General features: G+C 65.7%; 29 protein-coding genes and 1 pseudogene (1 of these 30 only partly in view). 15 read left to right on the top strand and 15 right to left on the bottom strand.

The features are described 5' to 3' along the window. Positions 1-68: 68 nt before the first annotated feature. Both hpt and WMC41_RS18815 read right to left on the bottom strand, forming a co-directional pair. Positions 69-617 (bottom strand): hypoxanthine phosphoribosyltransferase, encoded by a 549-nt coding sequence (gene hpt / locus WMC41_RS18820; protein ID WP_432345640.1) that lies wholly within the window; start codon positions 615-617, stop codon positions 69-71. Between the two features lie 92 nt (positions 618-709). Further along, positions 710-1,384 carry a hypothetical protein gene (locus WMC41_RS18815; RefSeq protein ID WP_432345637.1) on the bottom strand — a complete coding sequence of 225 codons (675 nt, stop codon included), beginning with the start codon at positions 1,382-1,384 and terminating at the stop codon, positions 710-712. 204 nt (positions 1,385-1,588) lie between these two features. Here WMC41_RS18815 and ftsE point away from each other — a divergent pair, with 204 nt between their 5' ends. The 4 genes from ftsE to WMC41_RS18795 all read left to right on the top strand — a co-directional run bounded on the left by ftsE (position 1,589) and on the right by WMC41_RS18795 (position 4,956). Then, on the top strand, positions 1,589-2,248 hold the full coding sequence (gene ftsE, locus WMC41_RS18810) for a cell division ATP-binding protein FtsE (RefSeq protein ID WP_244769392.1): 660 nt from the start codon (positions 1,589-1,591) through the stop codon (positions 2,246-2,248). Next, the gene (locus WMC41_RS18805; protein WP_288080963.1) at positions 2,241-3,248 is read left to right on the top strand and encodes a cell division protein FtsX; all 1,008 of its coding nucleotides are present in this window, start codon (positions 2,241-2,243) and stop codon (positions 3,246-3,248) included. Before ftsE ends, WMC41_RS18805 begins: the two co-directional genes overlap by 8 nt. A 70-nt stretch (positions 3,249-3,318) precedes the next feature. Beyond that, on the top strand, positions 3,319-4,032 hold the full coding sequence (locus tag WMC41_RS18800; RefSeq protein WP_432345634.1) for a YdcF family protein: 714 nt from the start codon (positions 3,319-3,321) through the stop codon (positions 4,030-4,032). Positions 4,033-4,167: 135 nt separating this feature from the next. Next, positions 4,168-4,956, top strand: coding sequence for a lysophospholipid acyltransferase family protein (locus WMC41_RS18795; RefSeq protein WP_244769395.1), 789 nt, complete (start codon positions 4,168-4,170; stop codon positions 4,954-4,956). Here WMC41_RS18795 and WMC41_RS18790 read toward each other — a convergent pair whose 3' ends face one another. Next, positions 4,957-5,508 carry a gamma-glutamylcyclotransferase gene (locus tag WMC41_RS18790; RefSeq protein ID WP_432345630.1) on the bottom strand — a complete coding sequence of 184 codons (552 nt, stop codon included), beginning with the start codon at positions 5,506-5,508 and terminating at the stop codon, positions 4,957-4,959. Positions 5,509-5,593: 85 nt separating this feature from the next. Between WMC41_RS18790 and WMC41_RS18785 the strand changes: the two genes are divergently transcribed. Further along, positions 5,594-6,601: a DUF2125 domain-containing protein gene (locus WMC41_RS18785; RefSeq protein ID WP_244769397.1), complete on the top strand. Its 1,008-nt coding sequence runs from the start codon at positions 5,594-5,596 to the stop codon at positions 6,599-6,601. A 2-nt stretch (positions 6,602-6,603) separates the two neighbouring features. Here WMC41_RS18785 and WMC41_RS18780 read toward each other — a convergent pair whose 3' ends face one another. Both WMC41_RS18780 and WMC41_RS18775 read right to left on the bottom strand, forming a co-directional pair. Continuing rightward, complete coding sequence (locus WMC41_RS18780; RefSeq protein ID WP_244769398.1) at positions 6,604-7,533, bottom strand: prephenate/arogenate dehydrogenase family protein; 930 nt, start codon at positions 7,531-7,533, stop codon at positions 6,604-6,606. A gap of 64 nt (positions 7,534-7,597) precedes the next feature. Then, complete coding sequence (locus tag WMC41_RS18775; protein WP_244769399.1) at positions 7,598-8,347, bottom strand: class I SAM-dependent methyltransferase; 750 nt, start codon at positions 8,345-8,347, stop codon at positions 7,598-7,600. Between the two features lie 89 nt (positions 8,348-8,436). Between WMC41_RS18775 and gloB the strand changes: the two genes are divergently transcribed. Together gloB and WMC41_RS18765 are read left to right on the top strand one after the other, a co-directional pair. After that, positions 8,437-9,201, top strand: coding sequence for a hydroxyacylglutathione hydrolase (gloB, locus tag WMC41_RS18770; protein WP_432345626.1), 765 nt, complete (start codon positions 8,437-8,439; stop codon positions 9,199-9,201). Then, positions 9,201-9,623 carry a cupin domain-containing protein gene (locus WMC41_RS18765; RefSeq protein WP_432345623.1) on the top strand — a complete coding sequence of 141 codons (423 nt, stop codon included), beginning with the start codon at positions 9,201-9,203 and terminating at the stop codon, positions 9,621-9,623. Before gloB ends, WMC41_RS18765 begins: the two co-directional genes overlap by 1 nt. On the opposite strand, the gene yddG is transcribed toward WMC41_RS18765, so the two are convergent. After that, on the bottom strand, positions 9,624-10,505 hold the full coding sequence (gene yddG / locus WMC41_RS18760; RefSeq protein ID WP_288080954.1) for an aromatic amino acid exporter YddG: 882 nt from the start codon (positions 10,503-10,505) through the stop codon (positions 9,624-9,626). A 40-nt stretch (positions 10,506-10,545) separates the two neighbouring features. Next, positions 10,546-11,337 carry a DUF3108 domain-containing protein gene (locus WMC41_RS18755; RefSeq protein WP_432345620.1) on the bottom strand — a complete coding sequence of 264 codons (792 nt, stop codon included), beginning with the start codon at positions 11,335-11,337 and terminating at the stop codon, positions 10,546-10,548. 241 nt (positions 11,338-11,578) lie between these two features. Here WMC41_RS18755 and rpmB point away from each other — a divergent pair, with 241 nt between their 5' ends. Continuing rightward, the gene (gene rpmB / locus WMC41_RS18750; RefSeq protein WP_064331573.1) at positions 11,579-11,869 is read left to right on the top strand and encodes a 50S ribosomal protein L28; all 291 of its coding nucleotides are present in this window, start codon (positions 11,579-11,581) and stop codon (positions 11,867-11,869) included. 160 nt (positions 11,870-12,029) lie between these two features. Beyond that, on the top strand, positions 12,030-12,668 hold the full coding sequence (locus WMC41_RS18745; protein ID WP_244769404.1) for a VUT family protein: 639 nt from the start codon (positions 12,030-12,032) through the stop codon (positions 12,666-12,668). Positions 12,669-12,789: 121 nt separating this feature from the next. Here WMC41_RS18745 and WMC41_RS18740 read toward each other — a convergent pair whose 3' ends face one another. From WMC41_RS18740 to WMC41_RS18725, 4 genes are all read right to left on the bottom strand, one after another. Then, positions 12,790-13,791, bottom strand: a complete 1,002-nt coding sequence (locus WMC41_RS18740) for an esterase-like activity of phytase family protein (protein WP_288080951.1) — start codon at positions 13,789-13,791, stop codon at positions 12,790-12,792. A 34-nt stretch (positions 13,792-13,825) separates the two neighbouring features. Next, complete coding sequence (gene cobT / locus WMC41_RS18735; RefSeq protein WP_288080949.1) at positions 13,826-15,727, bottom strand: cobaltochelatase subunit CobT; 1,902 nt, start codon at positions 15,725-15,727, stop codon at positions 13,826-13,828. A 16-nt stretch (positions 15,728-15,743) separates the two neighbouring features. After that, on the bottom strand, positions 15,744-16,742 hold the full coding sequence (gene cobS / locus WMC41_RS18730; RefSeq protein ID WP_064331569.1) for a cobaltochelatase subunit CobS: 999 nt from the start codon (positions 16,740-16,742) through the stop codon (positions 15,744-15,746). A gap of 117 nt (positions 16,743-16,859) precedes the next feature. Continuing rightward, complete coding sequence (locus WMC41_RS18725) at positions 16,860-17,483, bottom strand: J domain-containing protein (protein WP_244769407.1); 624 nt, start codon at positions 17,481-17,483, stop codon at positions 16,860-16,862. Positions 17,484-17,601: 118 nt separating this feature from the next. Here WMC41_RS18725 and WMC41_RS18720 point away from each other — a divergent pair, with 118 nt between their 5' ends. Continuing rightward, the gene (locus tag WMC41_RS18720) at positions 17,602-17,883 is read left to right on the top strand and encodes a BolA family protein (protein ID WP_432345616.1); all 282 of its coding nucleotides are present in this window, start codon (positions 17,602-17,604) and stop codon (positions 17,881-17,883) included. Between the two features lie 101 nt (positions 17,884-17,984). Here WMC41_RS18720 and WMC41_RS18715 read toward each other — a convergent pair. The 3 genes and pseudogenes from WMC41_RS18715 to WMC41_RS18705 all read right to left on the bottom strand — a co-directional run. Next, positions 17,985-18,683: pseudogene (locus tag WMC41_RS18715) on the bottom strand (transporter associated domain-containing protein); the annotation flags it as partial. 218 nt (positions 18,684-18,901) lie between these two features. Then, positions 18,902-20,029 carry a 3-dehydroquinate synthase gene (gene aroB, locus WMC41_RS18710; RefSeq protein WP_432345614.1) on the bottom strand — a complete coding sequence of 376 codons (1,128 nt, stop codon included), beginning with the start codon at positions 20,027-20,029 and terminating at the stop codon, positions 18,902-18,904. 10 nt (positions 20,030-20,039) lie between these two features. Continuing rightward, on the bottom strand, positions 20,040-20,621 hold the full coding sequence (locus WMC41_RS18705; RefSeq protein ID WP_432345611.1) for a shikimate kinase: 582 nt from the start codon (positions 20,619-20,621) through the stop codon (positions 20,040-20,042). 294 nt (positions 20,622-20,915) lie between these two features. Here WMC41_RS18705 and WMC41_RS18700 point away from each other — a divergent pair, with 294 nt between their 5' ends. The 5 genes from WMC41_RS18700 to WMC41_RS18680 all read left to right on the top strand — a co-directional run bounded on the left by WMC41_RS18700 (position 20,916) and on the right by WMC41_RS18680 (position 24,990). Further along, positions 20,916-21,065 carry a hypothetical protein gene (locus WMC41_RS18700; protein WP_432345609.1) on the top strand — a complete coding sequence of 50 codons (150 nt, stop codon included), beginning with the start codon at positions 20,916-20,918 and terminating at the stop codon, positions 21,063-21,065. Beyond that, entirely contained in the window at positions 21,062-22,009 is a 948-nt protein-coding gene (gene xerD / locus WMC41_RS18695) for a site-specific tyrosine recombinase XerD (RefSeq protein WP_432345606.1), read from the top strand. Before WMC41_RS18700 ends, xerD begins: the two co-directional genes overlap by 4 nt. A 75-nt stretch (positions 22,010-22,084) precedes the next feature. Continuing rightward, positions 22,085-23,038: an acetyl-CoA carboxylase carboxyltransferase subunit alpha gene (locus WMC41_RS18690; protein ID WP_244769413.1), complete on the top strand. Its 954-nt coding sequence runs from the start codon at positions 22,085-22,087 to the stop codon at positions 23,036-23,038. A 204-nt stretch (positions 23,039-23,242) separates the two neighbouring features. After that, complete coding sequence (locus WMC41_RS18685; protein WP_432345602.1) at positions 23,243-24,745, top strand: L,D-transpeptidase family protein; 1,503 nt, start codon at positions 23,243-23,245, stop codon at positions 24,743-24,745. Further along, positions 24,742-24,990 carry a sulfurtransferase TusA family protein gene (locus tag WMC41_RS18680; RefSeq protein ID WP_288080929.1) on the top strand — a complete coding sequence of 83 codons (249 nt, stop codon included), beginning with the start codon at positions 24,742-24,744 and terminating at the stop codon, positions 24,988-24,990. The genes WMC41_RS18685 and WMC41_RS18680 overlap by 4 nt, the downstream gene beginning before the upstream one ends. Before the next feature lie 92 nt (positions 24,991-25,082). Here the strand turns inward: WMC41_RS18680 and WMC41_RS18675 are convergent, their stop codons facing one another. Then, positions 25,083-25,907, bottom strand: the end of a protein-coding gene (locus tag WMC41_RS18675) for a M23 family metallopeptidase (RefSeq protein WP_432345600.1). It continues 1,131 nt past the right edge of the window; only the last 825 of its 1,956 coding nucleotides appear in the window; the start codon falls outside the window, past its right edge; it ends in the stop codon at positions 25,083-25,085.

Genomic DNA, 25,907 nt, shown 5'->3' with positions numbered 1-25,907 from the left:
ACGAAAAGACCAGACTTTCCTTGTCGATCGGTAAACGACCGATGGGGGAATCTGCGGTCAGGAAGGCGTCAGGCGTCAGCGTCGCCCGTCACGACGCCGACGAAGGGCAGTTCGCGGAAGGCATAGGCGACGTCCATGCCGTAGCCGACGACGAAATGATCCGGGCATTCGAAGCCGACATAGTCGGCTTCCAGATCGGTCTTGCGCTTCTCGTGCTTGTCGAGCAGCACGGCGATCGTGACGTTGCGGGCGCCGCGCTCATACATCAGCTCCTTGGCGAAGCTGAGCGTGCGGCCGGATTCGAGGATGTCGTCGATCAGCAGGATATCGCGGCCATGCACGTCGCTGTCGATGTCCTTGATGACCTTCACGCCCTGCGAGACGGTGCCGGCGCCGTAGCTCGACAGCGTGATGAACTCGACTTCGGGGGCAAGGCCGGCCGCATGAAGGGCGCGGGTGAGGTCGGCTGCGAAGATGAACGAGCCCTTGAGCACGGCGATGACGAGGAGGTCCTTCGTCGGGCCGCTGGCGATCTCGGCCGCCAGTTCTTCATTGCGCTTGGCGATCGTAGCGGCGTCGTAGAGCGTTTCGATCTTCTTTCCGCGGACAATCTGCATCGCGAGGCGGCTCCTTGGTCGTGGGCAAATCCGGCAAAATCCCGCGGTCTTGCGTGCGGAATTGCGGGAAACAGAGGAGCCGCTTAGCACAGTCAGGGGGCGGGTGCACCCTCGGCGGCGAGCGAAACCGAGACTTTCGGCACTTTTCCGCCATTGTGCGGAATGCGCAACGCGAAGGTCTCACTGGCGCCCGGCGCGAGCTTTGCGGTTTCGAGCGAGAGGCGGTGGTGGATCGCCTTGCTCATGCCGTCGAAGACGATGTCGACCGGCGGCACGGCGGCGATGGTGTCGCCGCCATTGGTGAGGCGGCCATAGACGGCGAGCACCTTCATGCCGTTGCGGTCGTCGACCGTCGTGATGACATCGGCAATGCGCAGCGCGCCGCCCGGCGTGCTTGCGGGAAGCGCCGCCCTGAGGGCGGAAAGTCCGCCGGCATAGGCGAAGACGAAGATGAAGGCCGCCGTGACGAGTCCGGCAAAGGCGCGGCCCGGGAGGCGCTGCAAGCCTGCCTCGCACAGCCGGCCGCCGGCTGCGGCGACGCGAAGCAGCAGGTGGCGCGGCTGCAGGTCGGCTGGCGTGGGCTTCAGGGGACGGTGATTGTCGTTCGACATGCGGGCGGCGGTGCTGCGGATGACGACGAAATCGGCATCGACCACTTCGAGGCGCGCCGGGAACGGCCTTGCATTCCGGCGGGCCGGCGTCTTCGGCTCCGGCGGCAGAAGGTCGATCCGGCCCTTCGCCTCGCGTCTTGCTCTGAAGGCGTTCATCGCGACCTCCCCGCTGCGCCAGCGCCCTTTCCGCGCAAAATCATGGGCGAAAAGTCGGGCATTGAATGAAATCCTTACGAAACGTAAACCATACTGGTTAATGCTTCGGAAACCCGACCGTGAAAGAGCCGCTTTCCTGTGCGACCTCGCCAGCGGACCTGCTTCGGCAGGCAAGGTAACCCGCCTTTAGAACCGGATTGATCATTGATTCACTTCGAGAATGTCGGACTGCGCTATGGAATGGGCCCGGAAATCCTCCGCGACCTGACCTTCGATATTCCGCATCGCTCCTTCCAGTTCCTGACCGGGCCGTCCGGCGCCGGCAAGACGACGTTGCTGCGCTTGCTCTTCCTCTCCCTGCAGCCGACGCGCGGCATCATCCGCACCTTCGACCGCGAAATCTCGACCATTCCGCGCGACGAGCTGCCGATGCTGCGCCGGCGCATCGGTATCGTCTTCCAGGATTTCCGCCTGCTCGATCACCTGACGACCTATGAGAACGTCGCCCTGCCGCTGCGCGTGCGCGGCAAGGAGGAAGCGAGCTATCGCGCCGACGTGCTCGAACTTCTGAAATGGGTCGGGCTCGGGGAACGAATCAACGTGTTGCCGCCGGTGCTGTCGGGCGGGGAGAAGCAGCGTGCGGCCATTGCCCGCGCCCTCATCGACCGGCCGGAACTGCTGCTCGCCGACGAGCCGACCGGCAATGTCGACCCGCCGATGGCACGCCGGCTGCTCAGCCTCTTCCTCGAACTGAACCGGCTCGGCACCGCCGTGGTGATCGCCACGCACGACCTTTCGCTGATGGATCAGGTGGAGGCGCGGCGCATGATCCTCTCGCAAGGGCGGCTCGACATCTATGACTGACGCGCCCCGCGAGACCGCCCAGGAGGCCCAGCCCGCCCGCCGGCCGGAAATGAAGGTGCGCCCGACGGCGCCCATCGTGCCGCCGGCGAATGTTTCCGGCAATGCGCTGATGCTCGTCATCGCCATCATGGCCTTTCTCGCCTGCCTCACCTTCGGCGCGGTCAGCATGGTGCGGGCGACGGCGGCGAGCTGGCAGAGCCAGATCTCCCGCGAGATCACCATCCAGATCAAGCCGGACGACGATCTCGACATGGAGAAGGCGCTCACGGACGCGCGCGACCTTGCCCTCACCTTCTCCGGCACGCGCGACGGCACGATCGTCGACAAGACGGCGACGGCACGGCTGCTCGAACCCTGGCTCGGCGAGGGGCTGAACATCGACGAACTGCCGGTGCCGCGCCTCGTCATCGTCACCATCGACGAGCAGAGCCCGCCGGATTTCACGGCGATGCGGGCCGCGCTGGCGGAGAAGATCCCGACGGCCTTCCTCGACGACCACCGCACCTGGGTCGACCGTCTCGTCGCCATGGCGCGCACGACGGCCTTCATCGGCACGGGCGTGCTGGTGCTCGTCTTCTCCGCCATGGTGCTGACCGTCATCTTCGCGACGCGCGGCGCGCTTTCCGGCAACCGGCATATCGTCGAGGTGCTGCATTTCGTCGGCGCCGAGGCGAGCTTCGTCGCTTCCGAATTCCAGAAGCATTTCCTGAAGATCAGCCTGAAGGGCTCGCTTGCCGGCGGGCTGCTGGCGGCGCTGTTCTTCGCCGTCGCCGGCTTCTGGCAGGGGCGCTCCATCGCGACGCCGCAGAGCGACCAGGCGACGGCGCTGTTCGGCACCTTCTCCATGGGGGTCACGGGCTATCTCGGCATTGCCGGCACGATCGTCGTGATCGCGCTGCTGACGACGCTGACGGCCCGTTTCACCGTAATGCGGACCATCCACGAAATCGACCAGATCCGCTCCGACCCTTCACGCACCGACCAGTTGCCCGACCCATGACGTGGACCGGACAGGTGCTCGCCGTAAAACGGACTATCGGTTGCCGCAATCCCGTTCTATGGACGGAATCATGAACGCGCTTGAACGGGCAAAACCGGGTCTGCCGCACGGCGCCCGGTCTGACGGGGCGGGACGGCGGCGCAAGGGCCCCGTCCGTCTCGCCGTGCGCGTGGTTCTCGCGCTCCTCCTGCTCGCTGCCGTGGCGGGCACGGGTGGCTTCCTCTATTTCGCCGAAACCGTCGCCGCGCTCGAAACGCCGAGCGACCCGAAAGCCGATGCCATCGTGGTGCTGACCGGCGGCTACCAGCGCATCGACCGGGCCATCGACCTTCTCAAGCAGGGCGCCGGCGAGCGGCTGCTGATCTCGGGCGTCAACCCCGCGACGAGCGGCAACCAGATCCGCAAGCTCACGCAGAGCTCGTCTGCGCTGTTCGAATGCTGCGTCGACATGGGGTACGAGGCGGTCGACACGATCGGCAATGCCAACGAGACGGCGCGCTGGATCAGCGACCACCAGTTCCGCCGCGTGCTTGTCGTCACCAACAACTACCACATGCCGCGCAGCCTGCTGGAGCTGAAGGTCATCGATCCCAGGACCGAGTTCATCGCCTATCCCGTCGTCAATTCGGACCTGAAGAACGGCAACTGGCTGCGCCAGCCGGGCGTGATGAAGGCGATGCTGTCGGAATATCTCAAGTATAGCCTTGCGCATATCCGCGCCTTTGCCGGCGCGCGCAGCTGGTCCGGACTGCGCGGCGACATGGCGGGCCTTTCCGGCGGCTGATCGCTATGGCGGAAGCCTCCTTTCAGGCCCTTGTTTTTCCGCATCCCGTCAGTGCAAAACCGTGCACACTTTTGCGCGACACGCTTTTGAATATCGTGTAGGGCGAAGAAACGCGTCCCGCTGACAGGCTGCCTGATGATCGCTTTCCGTTCCGTGCTCTTCAATACCCTCTTCTACCTGAACCTCATCGTGCAGATGATCGTCATGACGCCGGCCTATTTCCTGCTGCCGCGCAAGAAGGCCTACGGCATCGCCAAGAACTGGGTGAGGAGCAATCACTGGCTCTTCGAGACGATCGTCGGCACGACCTTCGAGATCGAAGGGCTGGAGAACATCCCGAAGGGCGGCTACATCTTCGCGCCGAAGCACCAGTCCTTCTGGGATGCCTATGCATTGCTGCCCTGGCTGGACGATCCCTTCTATATCCTCAAGCGTGAACTCACCTGGATCCCGCTCTTCGGCTGGTATCTGAAGAAGCAACGCATGGTGCCGGTCGATCGCAGCGCGCGCGGCAAGGTCATGGCCGCCGTCATGCAGCGCACCAAGGCGGAGATGAATTCCGGCCGCCAGCTCATCATCTATCCGGAAGGCACGCGCCGCCCGCCGGGCGCGACGCCGGAATACAAGTACGGCATCGCCCGCCTCTATCGCGATCTCCAGGTGCCGGTCGTGCCGGTCGTCATGCATCCGGGTCTGTTCTGGCCGCGGCGCAAGTTCATCCGCTATCCCGGGCACTTCAAGGTGCGCATCCTGCCGGCGATCGAGCCGGGCATGGATCCGGACGCCTTCCTCGCCCATCTCGTCGAGGTGATGGAGACGGCGAGCGACCGGCTGCTGGTGGAAACCGCGGCGGCGAACCCGAACCTGCCTTTGCCGCCGACGGCCGAGCGGCGGCTGGCGGAGCTGAAGGCGCACGCCGCCTGATCAGTCGGAGCTTCGTGCGTGGAGGTTTTCCGCGGTGCGGCCGACATCCTCCAGCCAATGGTCGCGGATGCCCATTTCGCGCAGATGCACCAGCGTGTTGCGCACATAGTCGATATTGTGGCCGGACTTGCCGACGGCGGAGCTGACGGTCGCGGCCGCCTCCTCGACGGAGAGCGCGCCGGCGAACTGGTGGTGGGCGCGGTCGCAGATATAGGCGAGCGTCGAGACGCGGCGGCCGTCGCCGAGCGTCGCGGCAAGCGTGCGCTCCTTGTAGACATGGGTCACCAGTTCCCGCTCGCGCAGGTAATCGACCACCGCCTCCCGGCTTGCGGGTGCGATGCGGAAGGCGACGCCGCGGCAGGAGCCGCCGCGATCGAGGCCCAGCACGAGGCCGGGTCTGGCCTCCGTGCCGCGATGGACCCAGGAGCGCACGCAGAGCGAACGGCGGAAGCCGAAGAGATGGGCCGGCTGCTGCTCCTCGAATTCGAAGCCCGGATTCCACATCAGCGAACCGTAGCCAAAAACCCAGAATTCGTTCATATCCACCGTCACCTGGACCATCTCTCAAAAAGCTGCCGCAATTGCCGGCTTTGACGCGCTTGCGGGCAAATCATGTCCGCCACCATTGGAGAACAACATGGCATCGTCAAGCCGCGCCGGCACGTCCGGCGTCACGCGCAAACTCGTCCGGCTCGCCGTTGCCGTCGTTCTCGTCGCCGCGCTCTATACGGGCGGATGGTTCTATGCCGCAAGCTGGCTGAAGGACACGCTGGACCGGCAGCTCTCCGCCTCCGCGCAGGGCATGCATTCGGCCTCGTGCAGCAATCTTTCCGTTCGCGGCTTCCCGTTCCGCATCGGCCTCTTCTGCGATGCGGTCGGCATCGACGACCGCCCGACGGGCCTTTCGGCGAGCTTCGGGGCGCTCCGCTCGGCCGCGCAGGTCTATCGCCCGGGCCATGCGGTCGCCGAACTCGACGGGCCGGCGCAGGTGCGCGTGACGCCCGATCTCGTCTTCGATGCCGACTGGGATCTTCTGCGGGCAAGCGGCACCGCCTGGACGAACGGGCTCGACCGTGCCTCGGTCGCCTATGACGGGCTGAAGGGCCGGCTCAACGTGCCCTCCGAGGCCGTTTCGCTCGGCGTGACCGCTGCCCATGGTGAAAAGCATATCCGTCAATCCGGTGGGGCGCTCGATGTCGCCGCCTCCTTCGATGCGCTCTCGCTCGATCTTGGCGACCGGGTGCTGCCGCCGCTTGACGTCACGGCCGACATGACGATCGCCGATGCCGCGACATGGATCTCCGCCGAAGGCCCGCCGGCCGGCGCGCCGCTCGGCGCAAACATGGAGCTGCGCCGCCTGTCGCTCGACCTCGGCGACGGCAAGGTGGCGACCCTTTCCGGCCCGCTCAAGGTGGGTGACGACGGCTACCTCTCGGGCACGCTCGATCTCGACATCGCCGGCATCACGGTCTGGCGCGACCGGATCTCCGAGGCGTTTCCGGAGATCGCGGAGACGGCGGCGCAGGTCGCGCAGGTGGTCGAAGGACTGTCGAAGGGCGGCGACCGGGCGGTGGTGAAGCTCAATGTGCAGGACGGGACGGTCTATCTCGGCCTCTTCCCGATCGCGTTCATCCCGCCGATCTGATCTCAGCTCTTCTTGTCGGCGACCGGCCGGCCGAAATTCGGCGCGGACGTGTCCTGGCCCGCATCGATGATCGAGCGGCGGATGGCGCGGGTGCGCGTGAAGAGGTCGAAGAGCTTCTCGCCATCGCCCCAGCGGATGGCGCGCTGCAGATAGGCGAGGTCCTCGGAAAAGCGCGCCAGCATTTCGAGGATCGCGTCCTTGTTGTGCAGGCAGACGTCCCGCCACATGGTCGGGTCCGAGGCGGCGAGGCGGGTGAAATCGCGGAAGCCCGAGGCGGAATATTTGATTACCTCGGATTCCGTCACCGTCTCCAGATCGTCGGCCGTGCCGACGATGTTATAGGCGATGATATGCGGCAGGTGCGAGACGATGGCGAGCACCTTGTCGTGGTGCTCCGTGTCCATCTCGTCGACCTTGGAGCCGAGCGCCTCCCAGAAGGCGGCGAGCCTGCGCTTGGCCTCCTTGTCCGTGCCGTGCACGGGGGTGAGGATGCACCAGCGGTTCTGGAACAGTTCGGCGAAGCCGGCGTCCGGGCCGGAATGCTCGGTGCCCGCCAGCGGGTGGCCGGGGATGAAATGCACGGTTTTCGGCATGTGCGGCAGCATCTGCGCGACGACCGAGGTCTTGGTGGAGCCGACGTCGGTGACGATGGCACCGGGCTTCAGGTGCGGGGCGATGTCCTCCGCCACCTTGCCGGAGGCGCCGACGGGCACCGAGACGATGACGAGGTCGGCGCCTTCCACGGCCGTGCCGGCGTCATGGACGTAGTCGGTGCCGAGCTCGAGTTCGCGGGCGCGGTCGAGCGTCTCCTGGCTGCGGCTCGAAATGGTGACGGTCCTGGCAAGGCCCTTCGCCTTGACGGCGCGGGCGATGGAGGAGCCGATGAGGCCGATGCCGATCAGCGCGATCTTGTCGAAATGTCCGTCCGTCATGCCCTTCGCCCTTCGTTTCCGCTTGGGCCCGCTCTAGCGGGCGGGCCGGCATTTGTCGAGGGGATCAGCGCGGCGCGCGCTCGCGCGTCGTCGGCACGCCCTGCGGGGCGAGCACCGGCACGAAGACGCGCCGCGAGGCGCGGGCGGCGACGGGCAGGCCCTGATAGAGCCGCTTCTGCGCCTCCACGATGATGACGCCGGAGAACATCGGCCAGAGCATGCGCCCCAGCCGCTCGAAGGCACCGCGCAGTTTCTGCACGCTGCGCAGCTTGGAGGGCGGGAAGAACAGCGCTTCGGCCGAGGCGCCGGGCGTGAAGTTGGTCTCGCGCAACAGCGCGGTCAGCTGGCCGCGCGAATAGGGCCGGCCGGAGCCGAAGGGCGTATGCTCCATGCGTGCCCAGACGCCGCGCCGGTTCGGCACGACAATGACGAGCCGCCCGCCCGGGGCCAGCACGCGCCAGAGCTCCTTCATCGTCTCACGCGGGTTTTCCGCAAATTCCAGCGAATGCACCATCAGCACGCGATCGACCGAGGCATCCGGCAGCGGCAGTTCCTCGTCGAAGACGAGGGCCGTGGAGGAGAGCTCGCCCGGCGGCCAGTTCACCGCGCCCTGGCCGGCCGGCATGAAGGCGAAGGTGCGCTCGGTATCGGCGCGGAACCGTTCCAGGTAGGGCACGGCATAACCGAGCCCGACCAGCCGCTCGTCCGGCAGGCGCGCCCAGAGCGAGGCGAGCGCCATGGCGATCGAATGGTCGGCGAGGCGCCCGAGCGGCGAGTGGTAGAATTCACGAAGGTCGACGATATCGGCATGCATGACCTGAATGTGCGCGACGGGCCGGTGGACTTCAAGGCCGATTGCCTTACATTCCCGCCGACCGCCCGCAATGCGATGAGGAATGCACCATGACCCCGCTGGAAATAGACCTCTTTCCCTGCCGCAGCGACAATTTCGGCGTGCTGCTGCGCGATCCGGCGACGGGGGCGACCGCGAGCATCGATGCGCCGGAGGAAAAGCCCATCCTCGATGCGCTCGCCCGCCGTGGCTGGACGCTCAGCCATATCTTCACGACGCACCACCACAACGATCATGTCGAGGCCAATCTGGCGCTGAAGGACCGTTTCGGCGCGACGATCATCGGGCCGGCGCGCGAGACGATCCCGGGCATCGACCGCAAGGTGGATGGCGGCGACTGCTTCGACTTTGCCGGCAGGCGTGTCGAGGTCATCCTGACGCCGGGCCATACGGCGGGGCATGTCTGCTTCCATCTGCCCGTGGAAAAGCTGCTCTTTGCGGCCGATACGCTCTTTGCGCTCGGCTGCGGCCGGCTCTTCGAGGGAACGCCGGCGCAGATGTGGCAATCGCTTGAAAAGCTCGCCGCGCTGCCGGAGGAGACGACCGTCTATTTCGGCCATGAATACACGCTCTCCAATGCGCGCTTCGCCATAACCGTTGATCCGGGCAATGCCGCCCTCGCAAGCCGCGTGGCGGAGATCGAGTCGCTTCGGGCGGCGGGCGCTTTCACCGCGCCGACGACCATCGGCCTCGAAAAGGCGACCAACCCCTTTCTGCGGGCGGCCGATCCGGCAATCCGCCGCCATCTCGGCATGGAAACGGCGAGCGATGCCGAGGTCTTTGCGGAAATCCGCGCACGCAAGGACCGGTTCTGATGACGCCGCAGGATATCATCGCCCGGCTCGGCATGGAGCAGCATCCGGAAGGCGGCTGGTATGTGCAGACCTTTCGCGATGCCGCGGGCGGCGCGCGCGGACATTCGACGGCGATCTACTACCTCCTGGAGCGGGGCGAGCGCTCGCACTGGCACCGGGTGAAGGATGCGGTCGAGGTCTGGCACCATTATGCCGGCGGGCCGCTGGCGCTGTCTGTGAGTGACGGCGCTGCGCCGGCGGAGACGCAGGTGCTGGGGCCGGATCTTGCGGCGGGCGAACGGCCGCAGGTCATCGTGCCGGCGAACTGGTGGCAAGCGGCCGAACCGCTCGGCGACTGGACGCTGGTCGGCTGCACGGTCTCGCCGGGCTTTCTCTTCTCGTCCTTCGAGATGGCACCGCCCGGCTGGGAACCGGGCGCCTGATCAGGCCGGGCTTGCCGCCGCCTTGCGGAAGATCATGTCCTTGGCGGCGAGGATGGCCCCGCCCGTGACCAGCAGGCAGGCAAGGCCGATGCGCCAGGACGGTTCGGCAAAGCCGGACAGGATCAGCACGAGCGTCGAGAGCAGCGGTGCGGCATAGCTTGCGGCTCCGAGGATCTGGATGTCGCCGTTCTTGATGCCGAAATCCCAGGCATAGAAGGCCGCGCCGACGGGCAGGAGGCCAAGGCCGGCGACGGCGAGCCATTCGAAGCCCGTTTGCGGCCAGACCGTGGTTTCCAGCATCAGGTGGCAGGCAAGCGAGAGGAGGGCGGTGGCGAGGCAGAAGCCGGTCACCACATCCGTCGAGACCGCCTCGAAACGGCGGGTGAGCAGTGAATAGCCCGCCCAGGTGAAGGCGCAGAGGAAGGCCGCGCCATAGCCGACAAGGTACGCCTCATCGAAGGCGAAGCCGTTGCGGCCGACAATGAGCACCGTGCCGCCGAGACCAAGGAACGCGCCGATGACATGATTCCATTTCAGCCGCTCGCCCGGCAGCAGCGCCGAGCCGACGACGATGAGGAGCGGCCAGAGATAGGCGATCAGGCCGGCTTCCACGGCAGGCGCATTGCGCAGCGCGGTGAAGTAGAGGAAGTGGTAGCCGAAGAGGCCGAGAATGCCGGTGATCCAGACCTTGGCCGGTTGCCGCAGCAGCCTGGTGCGCTCGGGCCGGGCGAGGAGCACGAAGATGCCGGGCAGGCTGCCGATCAGGAAGCAGACGGCGGAGAGCTGGAAGGGCGGCATCTTGCCGGAGGCCGCGGTGAAGAGCGCGAGCAGCGACCACATCAGGATCGCCGAAAAGCCAATCAGGGTCGCACGCGTCTTCAAGGCCGATCACTCCCGCCGGTCCGCCGACGGGCCGGGCGCGTCAGCCGCCGAAGCGCGTGGCCGAGACGGTGACAGGGCCGAGCTTGGTCGGAATCTGTACATAGACCGGAGCATATACCTTCGCGCCCTCGGCCTTGGCAAACCAGATTTCCATCGTCTTCAGCTTGCGCAGGTATTCCACGTCGTCGCGGCCCTTGCGATAGCCGGATTTCGGCACGAAGCGGATGCCGCAGACGACGACCTCGCCCTCGAAGCCCTTGGTGGAATAGGGCTTGGTGCCCTTGGAGCTCAGTTTCAGGTCGAGGCGGCTCTCACCGTCGAAGATCGGCAGCGTCTTCGGGCAGACGCGGCTTCCCTCCGGGATGATGAGGCCGGAAATCGGGTCGAGCACGGCGCGCATGTCGGCGGTGGAGACGGGCACCCAGTTCTTCGGCTTGCGCCGCGGCGGCGTCATGCTGGCGGTGATGACATTGCCGTTGTGGAAGGTGACGTCGATGGCGCGGCTGCGCTTGCCGCTCTTGTAGTTCACCGAATAGTTCGTGGCGTGCAACCGGCCGCGGCTGACGGTGCCGGAGACCGAGGTCGTGCCCTTGGTGCTCGAGAAGATATCGGCAAGGCCGGCCGATTGCAGGCTGCCGGAAATCGTGTAGCGGTTGCCGTTGAAGGCCGAGCGGAAGGTGGCGGTGGCCACCGGCAGGCCGGACAGGCGGATGCTGTAATCCGTGCGATGCTCGATTTCCGCCGACGAAAGCGGCGTTGCGCCACCCATAAGGGCAAGCGACATGACAGCGCCAGCAACCCAAACCCGCCCGTTCATCTTCACGACTCCCATTGAGACGCTCCGCCTAGTCTGCCATTGCGGCGATTCTACGCCGCGGCAAAAGTCCGATCCACTTGCTCTTGCCTGCAAATCATGGCCTTTGGCAACTGAATTCAGGGTGAACGGCAGGTTTGGCTTGACGTCGGCGTCGCGTGTGACTATAGAACCGCGACTTTCCAAAAAGGCCAGACGGACTGCGGCCGGTTTCGGTGCCGGAAACGTATTGTCCTGAACAAAGAAAAATAGGTGTATCATGTCCCGTAGTTGCGAATTGACCGGCAAGGGCGTCCAGTCGGGCAACAATGTGAGCCACGCAAACAACAAGACGAAGCGCAAGTTCCTGCCGAACCTGTGCAATGTCACGCTGATTTCCGACGCCCTCGGCCAGCGTTTCCGTCTTCGCGTTTCCGCTGCTGCCCTCCGCTCGGTCGAGCACCGCGGCGGCCTCGACGCCTTCCTGCTGAAGGCCGAAGAGAACGAACTGTCGATGCGCGCTCGCCTGCTGCGCCGCCAGATCGCCAAGAAGACCGCTGCAGCCGCCTGATCCAAGGCGTCACGTCAGACCGTTTTCATTGAGGCTTGACCGGTCGCCGGGCAGGCCTCAATGCTTTGCGCTAAAACGCAATTCCTGGCGGAAAGCTGCTTTGCACCTTTCCCGGAATCGCCTTATCCCTCCAACTGGTGGCATCACCCAGGATAAAAAAATGCTCGCGAACCGCATTACCCTTCTCTATGTCCTCCTGATGACGGCCGTGGTCGTCGCCTCAAACGTGCTGGTGCAGTATCCGCTTTCGGGCGTGCTGCTGGGCATCAACCTCGGCGACCTGCTGACCTATGGTGCCTTCACCTATCCGGTCGCCTTCCTCATCACCGACCTCACCAACCGCCAGTTCGGCCCGCGCGTCGCGCGCCGCGTCGTCGCGGCCGGTTTCGTCGTGGCGGTGGCCTTCTCCTTCGCCGTCGCCTCGCCGCGCATCGCGATCGCATCCGGTTCGGCGTTCCTGTTCGGCCAGCTGCTCGACATCTCGGTCTTCAATACACTTCGCCGGCAGGCCTGGTGGCGTGCGCCGCTGATCGCGTCGCTGATCGGCTCGCTGCTGGATACGATCCTGTTCTTCTCCTTCGCCTTCGCGCCGGCCTTTTCCATCTTCGGCCCGAACGATGCCTTCGCGATCGAATGGGCGCCGATCCTGGGCGTTCTTGCCGCGGAAGCCCCGCGCTGGATCTCCTGGGCGCTCGGCGACTTTTCGGTAAAGGTTCTGGTCGGTTTCGTCATGCTGCTGCCCTATGGCGCGCTGATGAGCAAGCTGAAGCCTATGCCGGGCGTCGAAAAGCTGGCCTGAGAAGAAAGCACTGCCGACGGGCGGGTCAGGTTCACGACAGGCCTTGCCCCACCCATCACCGCGCCCGGAACGTGAATGCTCGGCTCAAGGCCGGGCCTATGGCGGAGGGGTGGCGGTGGCGTTATTTTCCCGATAGCAGGCGGAATTCGAGCATCAGGTTGCGCTGGAGGATGGAGTGGTTGTCGTCGGAGACGACGATCAGACGGATATCGTCCTCACCCATCACCACGACGTCCAGCCCTTCCATATTGTCGATCTGATGGCTGAGGTCGACATCGATCAGCACGTCGCCGTCGACCACCGCGCCGGGGCGGATCTTCCCGCCGTCGATGCGGCGGATGCGCATGCCGATGCCGTCGGAGAGCCGGAAGCGGCGCTCCAGCAGCAGGAGGTCGCCATTCGGCAGGAAGGCGCCGTCGGTGATGTCCCAGGGATCGTTGCGCGTGACAGCGAACGTGCCGGCGCGCGGGCCGCCGAGCACGGCGGCAAAGACATTGCCGTCGGGATCGAGGCTGCGTTCCGTGACGGTGACCGGCACGGCGCCGAGCGGCCCCGCCTCCGGTGACATCGCCAGCGTCTCCATGCCGCGGTTGCTGCGCAGCTCGCGCCGGGGGAAGGGCAGGGCGAGGCGGCGGGCGGGCCCTGCGTCCATGAAGCCGGGATCGGGATAGGCGTCGATGCGATGGACGTTCTCGAAGCTCACCAGAACCTCGCCCTTGCCAAGGGCAAGGCCCTCCGCATCCATCTGGTACTTGACGTTTTCGTCCTGGCCTTCCTCATTGAGCATCGAGCGTATCTTGAGATCGGCAAGGCCGCTCAGCCGGCCTTCGGCGTCCCGCTCGATGCGGCCGGTCAGCCAGTGGCCGGTATCGAGCACGGCGACGAAATCCTGCCTGTCGGCGCGGAAACGGATCGCCGAGACGGCGCCGAGCAGGGGATTGCTGGACGAATAGCTGATGCCGCCGAGGAATTCGAGCTTGCCGAAGGTGCGCTGGTCGGAGCCGAAGGTGAAGTGCGTGATGGCGCGGCTGGTGACGGGAAGCGCCACGACCTCCGCTGCTGCAGGCCCTGGCAACGGCAGCGAAAGCGCGATGGCGGCGGCGAGAGGAGGGAGGCCTCGCATAAGGCTCCCTATTATGCGCCGGCGTGGTACCGGCTCAGCCGGCACGGCGTCGGCCGGCGGGGCGTCGGCTGGTGGCCTCGTCGGCGAAGAGCGAGGCGAGCTGTTCCGTCATCGCGCCGGCCAGTTCGTCGGCATCGACGATGGTGACGGCGCGGCGATAGTAGCGCGTCACGTCATGGCCGATGCCGATGGCGAGAAGCTCGACCGGCGATTTCGTCTCGATCTGCTCGATGACGGCGCGCAGGTGCCGTTCCAGATAGTTGCCGGGGTTCACCGAAAGCGTCGAATCATCGACCGGCGCGCCGTCCGAGATCATCATCAGGATGCGGCGCTGCTCGGGGCGGGCCAGCAGGCGATTGTGCGCCCAGATCAGCGCCTCGCCGTCGATGTTTTCCTTGAGCAGGCCCTCGCGCATCATCAGGCCGAGATTGCGCCTCGCGCGCCGCCACGGGGCGTCCGCGCCCTTGTAGACGATGTGGCGGAGGTCGTTGAGGCGGCCGGGGGATTGCGGCTTGCCGCTGCCCAGCCATTTCTCGCGCGACTGGCCGCCCTTCCATGCCTTGGTGGTGAAGCCGAGGATCTCGACCTTCACGCCGCAGCGCTCCAGCGTGCGCGCGAGAATATCGGCGCAGGTGGCGGCGACGGTGATCGGCCGGCCGCGCATGGAGCCGGAATTGTCGATGAGGAGCGTCACCACCGTATCGCGGAAGGTCGTGTCCTTCTCGCGCTTGAAGGAGAGCGGCTGCATCGGGTCGATAATGATGCGCTGCAGGCGGGCGCTGTCGAGATAGCCCTCTTCGAGGTCGAATTCCCAGGCGCGGTTCTGCTGTGCCATCAGGCGGCGCTGCAGGCGGTTCGCCAGGCGGCCGACGGCGCCCTGCAGATGGGCGAGCTGCTTGTCGAGGAAGGCGCGCAGGCGGTCGAGCTCCGCCTCGTCGCACAGCTCTTCCGCCGTGATCATCTCGTCGAATTCCTCGGTGAAGACCGTGTAGTCGACCTTCTCGTTGAAATCGCTGAAGGGATGGTTCGGGCGGCGGACCTCGCCGGGTGTTTCGCTGTCGTCGCCGTCGTCGTCGACGAGATCGTCGTCGGAGATCTCCGCGCCGTCCATCTCGCCTTCGTCCATCTGGTCGTCGGACGTCTCGTTCTCGTCGGCGGGCGCTGCGTCGTCGCCGGCGTCCTCCTGGCTTTCGTTGTCTTCCTGCTCGTCGCTGCGCGGCTGGTCCTCGTCCTCGGGCGTCTCCGAATCATCCGGCTCGGTTTCGTCCTCGCCATACTGTTCGGCGACGTTCATCGAGGCGAGCATGTTGCGCACGACGCGGGAGAAGGCCTGCTGGTCGTTGATGGCGGCGGTGAGGCCGTCCATGTCGCGGCCGGCCTTCTCGGTGATGAAGTCGCGCCAGAGGTCCAGCACCTTGCCCGCTGAGGCCGGCGGGGCCTGGCCCGTCAGCTTCTCGCGCACGATGAGCGCGACGGCCTCTTCGAGCGGCGCATCGGCCTGGCGGCTGATCGCGCCGAAATTCGCCTTGGCGTATTTCTCCGTCAGCATGGTGGTGAGGTTCTGCGCCATGCCCGGCATGCGGTTGGAGCCGATGGCCTCGACACGCGCCTGCTCGACCGCGTCGAAGATCGCGCGGGCGTCGGCCCCCTGCGGCGACATGGTCGCGTGGATGCGCGCGTCGTGGCAGGCCTTGCGCAGCGCCATCGAATCGCCGAGGCCGCGGGTGATCGCGACTTCGGTGGGCGAGGGGCGCTTCGTCAGTTCCGGCAGGCGGATACGCTCGCCGGTCATGCCGGGCCGCTCGTTGGCGAAGGAAACCTCCACCTCCGCATCGCCGGCGACGGCGCGCACGCAGCCCGTCACCGCGCGGCGGAACGGCTCCATGTCGACCACGCCGCCGGGCCTCGGCTTCGAATTGTCTCCGCGAGCTGCCATGCGCTTTTCCCGGGCCTCAGGCCGTCGCCTCCAGCACGATGTTGGCGGCGCTTTCCTTCAGCTCGACGCCGAAGGCGCGCTGGTAGAGTTCGGCGACCAGCGTGCGTTCCAGCTCGTCGCACTTGTTGAGGAAGGTGACGCGGAAGGCGAAGGCGAGATCGCCGAAGATCTCGGCGTTTTCGCCCCAGGTGATGACGGTGCGCGGGCTCATCACGGTGGAGAGGTCGCCGTTGATGAAGGCGGCGCGGGTGAGGTCGGCGACGCGGACCATGCGCGAGATCGTGTCGCGGCCGTCCTTGCCGGCGGCAAGGCGCTTCACCTTGGCGGCGACGATGCTGACCTCGTTGTCGTGCGGCAGATAGTTCAGCGTGGTGACGATCGACCAGCGGTCCATCTGCGCCTGGTTGATCTGCTGCGTGCCGTGGTAGAGGCCCGTCGTATCGCCGAGGCCGACCGTGTTGGCGGTGGCGAACAGGCGGAAGGCGGGGTGCGGGCGGATGACGCGGCTCTGGTCGAGCAGGGTCAGGCGGCCGGAGGATTCCAGCACGCGCTGGATGACGAACATGACGTCCGGGCGGCCGGCGTCGTATTCGTCGAAGACGAGCGCGACATTGTGCTGGTAGGCCCAGGGCAGGATGCCGTCCTTGAATTCGGTGACCTGCAATCCGTCCTTGACGACGATGGCGTCCTTGCCGACGAGGTCGATACGGCTGACATGGCTGTCGAGGTTGACGCGCACGCAGGGCCAGTTGAGGCGGGCGGCGACCTGCTCGATATGGGTCGACTTGCCCGTGCCGTGATAGCCGGAGACCATGACGCGGCGGTTATGCGCGAAGCCCGCGAGGATGGCGAGGGTGGTTTCCCGGTCGAACAGGTAGTCCGGGTCGAGGTCCGGCACATAGGCGTCCGCCTTGGAATAGGCCGGAACCTTGAGGTCTGTATCAATGCCGAAAACCTCCCGGACGGATACCGTGGTATCGGGGAGGTTGGAAATATCGAGATCCATCTTGCTCATCACGTCTCCGCGGGCGGCGGGCTTGCCTCCACCCCAATATCCTAGTGCACGCCGACTGCGCCCTTTGCCTGATGGCATCGTGCGAAACCGGGCGATTCCGTCCGGCCGCAAAATGCTCTAGCAGAAGCCGGCCTGCTTTAACAATTGATATGCTTGGATGACCGCGCGAAAACGCTCTTCCGAGCCTCTATCTCCGCCATTTGCATCGGGGTGATGCTTTTTGACAAGGGCTTTGTAGGCGGTCTTGATGTCCTGGGCCGTCGCGGTGGCGGCAAGGCCGAGCGTGTCGTAGGCTTTCGCCTCCAGCGTTTTCAGCTTCCTGGCGCGCGGCTCCATCTGCGGGCGGCGGCCTTTCCCCTCGGCGAAGAAGCCGAAGGGATCGCGGATGCGCTGATTTGCCCCGGCGGAACCCGAACGCGCCGTGCCCTGCGCCGGACCGTTCTTCGCCGCCTTGTTCACGCCGATCGTCCAGGTCGGGCGGTGGCCGGTGATCGCCTCCTTCTGGTAGCGGGCGATCTCGCCGTCGGAGAGGCCGGAGAAGTAGTTGTAGCCCTTGTTGTATTCCTTGACGTGCTCGAAGCAGAACATGAAATACTGGCCTTCGGCATTGCGGCCGACGGGCGCGCGATGCACGGCATTTTCTTCGCAGCCATCCCACTGACAGATCGGCGCGGAGCGTTCGGGACGCTCCACGCGCCGCTTCGTGCGGATGCGGTCGAAGTATTTGGAATCGAGTTTCATGGCCCCATTATGGGGTTCCGGAAGGCCTGCAACAAGAATTGACAAAGCGGATTGTTGCTGGCTTTGTGGAACCATTTTGTGCATCGCGGCGCACGGTTTCCGCCGCCGAAGGTCTGCCATGTCCATGAAGTCCAGCATCGCCGAAAAGCTGACCGCCGCCTTCACGCCGGAGCGGCTCTACGTCATCAACGAGAGCCACCTGCATGCCGGCCACCAGCCGGATTTCAACGGCGAGGGGGAGACGCATATGCGCGTGCGCATCGTCGCCTCCGCCTTTGCCGGCATGAGCCGCGTGGCGCGCCACCGGGCGATCAACGACCTCGTGAAGGCGGAGTTCGATGCGGGGCTGCATGCGCTGGCCGTCGAGGCGGCCGCGCCCGGGGAAGCAACCCGCTGGTGATGAGCGCATTCCCGCTTTTCTTCGAATAGCGAAAACGCTCTCATTTTTTGTTTTTGCGCAATTCCGGACGCAAACCGCTGCACACTTTTGCTGGAATTGCTTTAGGCTCGCGGCGCTTCCGGCTCGACGGGACGGACGCGCAGCTTGGTGATGCGGTTCTTCACGCGCTTCATCACGATGAAGCGCTTGCCGTAGAAGGTGAAGGCCTGGCGCTCTTCCGGGATCGATTTCGATTCATGGATGACGAGGCCGGCAATGGTCGTCGCCTCCTCGTCGGGCAGGTTCCAGTCGAAGGCGCGGTTGAGGTCGCGGATCGTCACGCCACCGTCGACGACCAGCGAGCCGTCCGCCTCCTGCCGCACGCCCTGCATGTCGACATCCTTCTCGTCGGAGATGTCGCCGACGATCTCCTTCAGGATGTCCTGCAGCGTGACGAGGCCCTGCACCTCGCCATATTCGTCGACCACGGTCGCGAAATGCTCCTTGCGGCGGAGGAACGCGGCGAGCTGCTCCTTGAGCGTCGTGGTGTCGGGCACGAACCATGGCTTTTGCGCCACCTTGGTAATGTCGAGGTTCTTCGGTTCGACGCCGGGTTCCGCCAGCGCGCGCAAAAGGTCCTTGGCGTGCACGACGCCGACGATGTTGTCGACCGAGCCGGCCCAGAGCGGCATGCGCGTATAGGGGCTTTCGAGCACGGCCTTGACGATCTCCTCCGGCGGGTCGCCGGCATTGAGCGCCCGCATGGTCGTGCGGTGGATCATGATGTCGGACACTTCCAGCGCATCGAGATCGAGCATGCCGGGGGATTTCTCCCGGTCGGATTTCGCCGCCGCGCCGTCGCGGGGGGATTGGCCGCCCCGGCGATCGCCCTCCGCCTCGCGTGTTTCCTGATGCGCGCGCCAGAGCGCTGCGATCGGTTTGCGCCGGCGGAAGAGAGCCACGGTGAGAACGATCAGGCCGAGCAGAAGAACGGCCAGCAGCCAGAAAAGGGGAGCGAGCGCGGCGGGCGTGTCGCTGTTCATTTCGGCAGCTTTTCCTTGAGGAAAGCGATGACCTCGGATTGCGGCACGTCATCGGCGACGAAGGACTGGCCGACGCCGCGCGTCAGGATGAAGGTGAGCCTGCCGCCCTTGACCTTCTTGTCCTGGGCGATGGCATCCATCAACACCTCCGCTGGCGGCAGGCCGCCCGGGATCTGGTCCATGGCGGTCGGCAGGCCAACCTCGCGCAAGTGCGCCTCGACGCGTTTGCCCTCGTCGGGGCTGGCAAGGTTCATGCGGGTGGAAAACTGGTGGGCGAGCACCATGCCGATCGAGACGCCCTCGCCATGCACGAGGCGGGCGCTATCATACTGTGTCGCCGCCTCCAGCGCATGGCCGAAGGTATGGCCGAGATTGAGCAGGGCGCGCTGGCCGTTCTCCCGCTCGTCGGCGGCGACGACGTCGGCTTTCGCCTGGCAGCTCGTGGCGATCGCCTCGATGCGGGCCTCGCCGCCGGCAAAGACGGCGCGCCAGTTCTTTTCCAGCCAGGCGAAGAAGTCCGGCTTGTCGATCAGGCCGTATTTGGCGACTTCGGCATAGCCGGCGCGGAATTCGCGCGGGGAAAGCGTGTCGAGCACGTCCGTATCGGCGAGAACCAGGTCTGGTTGGTGGAAGACGCCGATGAGGTTCTTGCCGTGCAGCGAGTTGATGCCGGTCTTGCCGCCGACGGAGGAATCGACCTGCGCCAGCAGCGAGGTCGGCACCTGGATGAAGCGTGAGCCGCGGCGCGCGATGCCGGCGGCAAAACCGGTGAGGTCGCCGATGACCCCGCCGCCGAGCGCCACGACCGCATCGTTGCGCTCGATGCGGGCGGCGAGCACGCTGTCGCAGACGCTGATCAGGTGTTCGAAGCTCTTCGTCTTCTCGCCGGCCGGCAGCACGAGCGAGACGGCCTCGATGCCCTCCGCCTTCAGCGCGGCCATGAAATCGTCGAGATAGAGGGGAGCGACATGCGCGTCGGTGACGACGGCGATCTTGCGGCCTTTCAGGCGGCCCGCGATCTCGCGGCCGGCAGCGGATATGAGGCCCGGGCCGATCAGGATGTCATAGGAACGGTCGCCGAGGTCAACCCGTACGGTGCGGCGGGCGGTGGCAGGTGCAGTCATCGTCATCTCGTCAGGCTTTCTTGGCGGCGGCGGTGATCGCGGTGAGCACCTCCTCCACCATGGTTTCCTTCTTCACGTCACGCGACAGGACCGTGAGATCGGCCTGCGCATAGATCGGATAGCGGGCGTTCATGAGGTTTTCGAGTGTCTGGCGCGGGTTCTCCGTCTTCAGCAGCGGGCGGGTGTCGCGTTTGTTGACGCGCTCCCACAGGACGTCGAGGTCGGCCTTCAGCCAGACTGACAGTCCGCCGCGCTTGATGTGCTTGCGGGTGTTCTCATTGATATAGGCGCCGCCACCGGTCGACACGACCCGCGGGCCGGAGCGCAGCAGGCGCTTGATGACGCGGGTCTCAAGCGCGCGGAACTCCGCTTCGCCATAGGCCGCGAACAGGTCGGTGATCGACATGCGCGAGACGCGCTCGATCTCGTGGTCGCTGTCGATGAAGGGAATGCCGAGCACCTGCGCGGTCATGCGGCCGATCGCCGATTTGCCGGCGCCCATCAGGCCGATCAGCACGAGGTTGCGCTTGCCGAGCGCGGCGCGGGCCTCAGCGGCAAGCGTGAGAGGGGCCTGGTCGGTCAGCTCGGTCATGCGTGTTTTCCGGGGTTTCGTCCCTTTCCGTATCGACAAAAGCGCTGGAAGCGTCAAGCCATGCGTCGCACGGGAGCCGCAAAGACCGTGCGGATGGGGGATCCTCGGGTCGAGCCCGAGGATGACGGAAGAAGGGAGGGCGCCCCGCGAGAAAGACCGTTTCCCCTGCCGCACCGGCTAATGGCCGGTAACCTCTCCTCCCCGCGGGTCCTCCTCGGGCTTGACCCGAGGATCCCCGCCCTTGCGCTCGGCGGTGGGCGAGGCGATATAGGGACCATCGTCCCGGAGAGCGCCATGCCGACCCTGTTCCGATTCCTGTTCTTCTGCGCCGTGATCGCCGGTTCGATCTACGGCACGATGGTGGCGCTGGTGACCTTTGTGAAGCCGACGGAGCGCGAGGTGACGATCCGCATTCCTTCCGAGCGGGTAAACCCGCAACAATGAGGGATCCATCCGCCCTTCAGCTCGAATCCTTTCTCGAGATGATGAGTGCCGAGCGCGGCGCGGCGACGAACACGCTGCAATCCTACGAGCGGGACCTGGAGGATGCGCGTTCCTTCCTCAACGAGCGGAGCGTGCGGCTGGTGGAGGCGACGGCAGACGACCTGCGCGCCTATCTCGCCCATCTCGCCCGGCAGGGCTTTGCCGCCTCCTCGCAGGCCCGCCGGCTTTCGGCGCTGCGGCAGTTCTTCAAGTTCCTCTATGGCGAGGGGCTGCGTGGCGACGACCCGACCGGCATTCTCGATGCTCCCCGCAAGGGCCGGCCGCTGCCGAAGACGCTGAGCGTCGAGGATGTCGGCCGCCTGATCGCCCGGGCGGAGGCGGAGGCGGCGGAACCGGGCGACACGCTTCTCCAGCGCCGCCGCATGCATCTTCTGGTGGAACTTCTTTATGCCACGGGCTTGCGCGTCAGCGAACTTGTCTCGCTGCCGGCGAGCGTGCTGGCGCAGACGGGGCGCTTCCTCGTCGTGAAGGGCAAGGGCAACAAGGAGCGGCTGGTGCCGCTGTCGCGCGCCGCCGTCGCGGCGCTCGAAACCTATGGCGAGGCGCTGGCGGCCGATATCGGCGACGATCCGGCGACGGGCGCCTTCCTGTTCCCGGCGAAAAGCAAGGAGGGCCACCTGCCGCGCCAGGTGTTCGCCCGCGACCTGAAGGCGCTGGCGGGGCGGGCGGGGATCCGGGCCTCGACGCTCTCGCCGCATGTTCTGCGCCATGCTTTCGCCAGCCATCTCCTGCAGAACGGCGCGGACCTGCGCGCGGTGCAGGAACTGCTCGGCCACTCGGACATTTCGACGACACAAATCTATACGCATGTGCTGGAAGAACGGCTCCACCAGCTCGTTCAGACCCATCACCCCCTTGCCAAACAGGCAAAAAAACCGGATTAGGACCCCTCTTCATGCCACTGGTCCCGGCCAACGGCATCCTGACGCGGTTTGAGCAAACGATCGGAAACGCATCTCATGCACAACTACCTCGATTTCGAAAAGCCCATCTCGGATCTCGAAGGCAAGATCCACGAGCTCCGCAAGCTCGCCGAGGAAGATGAGAGCATCGACACGACGGACGAGGTCGGCCGGCTGGAAGTGCGCGCCCGCGAGGCGATGGCCGATATCTACGCCAAGCTGACGCCCTGGCAGAAGACGCAGGTCGCGCGCCACCCGCAGCGCCCGCATTTCCTCGACTTCGCCGCCCAGCTTTTCGAAGAGTTCACCCCGCTTGCCGGCGACCGCAAGTTCGCCGAGGACGAGGCGATTCAGGCCGGTCTCGGCCGCTTCAACGGCGAGGCCGTCGCCATCATCGGCCAGGAGAAGGGCAACGATACCAAGTCGCGCCTCAAGCACAATTTCGGTAGCGCCCGGCCGGAAGGCTACCGCAAGGCGATCCGCGTCATGGAAATGGCCGACCGCTTCGGCCTGCCGATCATCACGCTGATCGACACGGCCGGCGCCTATCCCGGCATCGGCGCGGAAGAGCGCGGCCAGGCGGAAGCCATCGCCCGATCGACCGAGATGTGCCTCAATGTCCGGGTGCCGATCGTTTCCGTGGTGCTCGGCGAGGGCGGCTCGGGCGGCGCCATCGCGATCGCCACCGGCGACCGCGTCTTCATGCTCGAACATGCGATCTACAGCGTGATCTCGCCGGAAGGCGCCGCCTCCATCCTCTGGCGCGATTCCACCCGCGCCAAGGAAGCGGCCAGCAACATGAAGATCACGGCCGAGGACCTGAAGGCCCTGGGCATCATCGATGGCATCATCCAGGAGCCTGTCGGCGGCGCGCATCGCGATCCGCAGGCCGTCATCGCGCGCACCGGCGATGTCATCGCGGATGCGCTGAAGGAGCTTTCCGCCAAGCCCGGCGACCAGTTGCGCAAGGATCGCCGTCAGCGCTACCTCAATATCGGCCGCCAGCTCTGAGGGGATTCTTGCCGGTCGGCGGCTCCCGGACCGCCCTTTGCCCCATCTCGGCCATAATCCTTGTGTCTGAAACGATGCGGCGTGCCGGCAGCCTCGCGAAAGAATTCCCGGTTAACACTTTATGAAGTATAAGCCGGTTACCACTGCGCGTCCGCCCGCCGGCGCGACGGCTTGCGATCTGACGATTGTTGACGGACTTCTGGAATGCGCCTGACTGTTCTTGCCGCCGTATCGCTCCTTGCCGTGGCCGCCGCCGGCTGCACCAACGAGACGCTCGACTCGTTCGACAAGGTCGACGTCGACATCAGCAAGGTTTCCAAGAAGACCGACTACCAGCTTTCCTCGGCGGTGCTCGGCAAGCTTTCCTCGATGAACATCGACCGGTCCTCGCCGATGATGTTGCGCATCTTCAAGGAAGAGGGCCGGCTGGAACTGTGGAAGGCCGACCGCTCCAACCGCTACCAGCTGGTTCGCAACTACAAGATCTGCGCCTGGTCGGGAAAGCTCGGCCCGAAGATGAAGGAAGGCGACCGCCAGGCGCCGGAAGGGTTCTACCCGCTGTCCAGGGCGCACATGAACCCGAATTCGAGCTACTTCCTGGCAATCAATACCGGCTTTCCGAACGCCTATGACCGCGCCAACAAGGCGAGCGGCAGCCATCTGATGATCCATGGCGCCTGTTCGTCGTCCGGCTGTTATTCGATGACCGACGAGCAGATGGTGGAAATCTTCGCCTTCGCGCGCGATGCCTTCAACGGCGGCCAGTCGACGATCCAGCTCCAGGCCTTCCCCTTCCGCATGACCGCGGAAAACATGGCGCGCCATCGCGACAATCCGAATATCGAATTCTGGAAGATGCTGAAGGTCGGATACGACCATTTCGAGCTGACCAAGCGTCCGCCGGAGGTCAATGTCTGCGAGAAGAAATATGTCTTCAATCAGCAGGCCGACAAACCCTTCTCGCCGGCGGGTGCCTGCCCGGCGATGACGACGCCGGCCGCCCTCGAGGTGGCGCTCGGCAGCTACAACAAGACCTATGCCGCTGCCTATGCCAAGGCCATGCAGAAATATGACGGCACGGTCTGGATCGAACCCTCCGAGGCCCAGCGCAAGGCGATCGTCGCCGACCAGCGCAAGGGCCGTGAGCTCGCCTATGCGCCGACCGGCAATTCGCTGGACGCCGGCAAGCTGATGACGGCCCGCGAGATCGCCGAGCAGAAGCGCAAGGCGGAGGAGGCCGAAAGGCGCAAGGTCGAGGCGGCCGAACGCGCGGTGCGCGAGGCCGAAGAGGCGAAGCTTGCGGCCGAGCAGGCGAAGATCAAGGAAGCGGAAGCCTTCGCTGCCGACGTCGCCGCCGAGAAGGCGCAGAAGCAGGCACGCGGCGCGGGCGCCCTGCCGGTGCCGGAGGACAATCCGGGCGTCACGGCTGTCGAGAAGAAGGAAGAGAAGCCCTTCTGGAAATTCTGGAACAACAAGACCGCGCCGCGCAAGGCCGAACCCGCCGCCGATGTGACGCAGCAGAGTCAGCAGGACGCCGGCGGGCAGGCGGTGCAGACGACGCAGAGCACCGCCGTCACGACCACCGGCCAGCGTGTCGAAAAGCCGGCTGCGGGCGCCGTTGCCCTGCCGGTGCCGGAGGACAATCCGAGCGTCCAGGTCGTCGAGAAGACGGCGGAAAAGCCGTTCTGGAAGTTCTGGCAAAAATGATCGCGACGGTGGCCCGCGACGACGCCGAGGTCTACGACCTGCGCGGCCTGAAATGCCCGCTGCCGGTGATGAAGACGCGCAAGCGCCTTTCGACGATGGATGCCGGCAGCGCGCTCTGGGTGGAAACCACCGATCCGCTCGCCGTCATCGACATACCCCACTTCTGCCACGAGAACGGCCACGCGCTCGAAGCGAGCGAGCGCGTCGAGGCGGGGCATCGTTTCCTGATCCGCAAGAAGGCGTGAGCCCGCGGGAACGCGTTTCTGGTCGCTTGATCTGATCGTAAACGACGGGGCCGTTCGCCTGTGCGCCACAGCCCTTCGGGATTTCCGCAGCCTCAATGCGTCTCGGCGACTTCCGTCGATCCGCCGCGGCCGAGCAGGTCGTCGATGCGCTTGCGCTCGACCTCGAACTGGGCGAGGGCCTTGCCCTCCAGCGACTTGCCGCCGGGCAGGCGGATCTTCAGCGCATCCACCTTGTTGCCGTTGACGATCATCTCGTAATGCAGGTGCGGGCCGGTCGAAAGCCCGGTCGAGCCGACATAGCCGATGACCTGGCCCTGGCGGACCTTGACGCCGGGCTTGATGCCCTTGGCGATGGCGTTCTGGTGATTGTAGGACGAGACATAGCCATTGGCATGGCGGATCAGCGTCTGGTTGCCGTAGCCGCCGGAATCCCAGCCGGCCTTCTCGACGACGCCGTTGCCGGCCGCGATGATCGGCGTGCCGCGCGGCGCGGACCAGTCGACGCCGGTATGCATGCGCGAAAAGCCGAGGATCGGGTGACGGCGCATGCCGAAGCCCGAGCGGAAGGTGCCGTTCGGAACCGGATTGCGCAGCAGGAACTGCCGGATGCTCTTGCCGTTCTCGTCGTAATAGTCGATCGAGTCGTCTTCCGGGTTCTGGAAACGGTAGACGCGGGTTTCCGTGTCGCCGAACTTGGCGTCGAGGAAGAGGATCTCGGATTCCTCCGTCGCCGCGCCGCTCTGGTCGGTGACGGAAAAGAAGGCTTCGAGCGAATCGGTGGGCCGCAGCTGCGCCTGGAAATCGACATTGCTGGCAAGGACGCGGATGACCTCCGCCGTCATGTCCTTGCCCATGCCGTAGGAGAGCGCGGCGCGATAGATGCCGTCATAGACGCGCGGCAGGTCGCGCCCGGCAAT

Source organism: Shinella yambaruensis (assembly GCF_050859155.1).
GTDB classification, from domain to species: Bacteria; Pseudomonadota; Alphaproteobacteria; order Rhizobiales; family Rhizobiaceae; genus Shinella; species Shinella yambaruensis.
The sequence above is the reverse complement of the archived record's forward strand: the minus strand, read 5'-3'. Positions and strand labels throughout refer to the sequence as shown.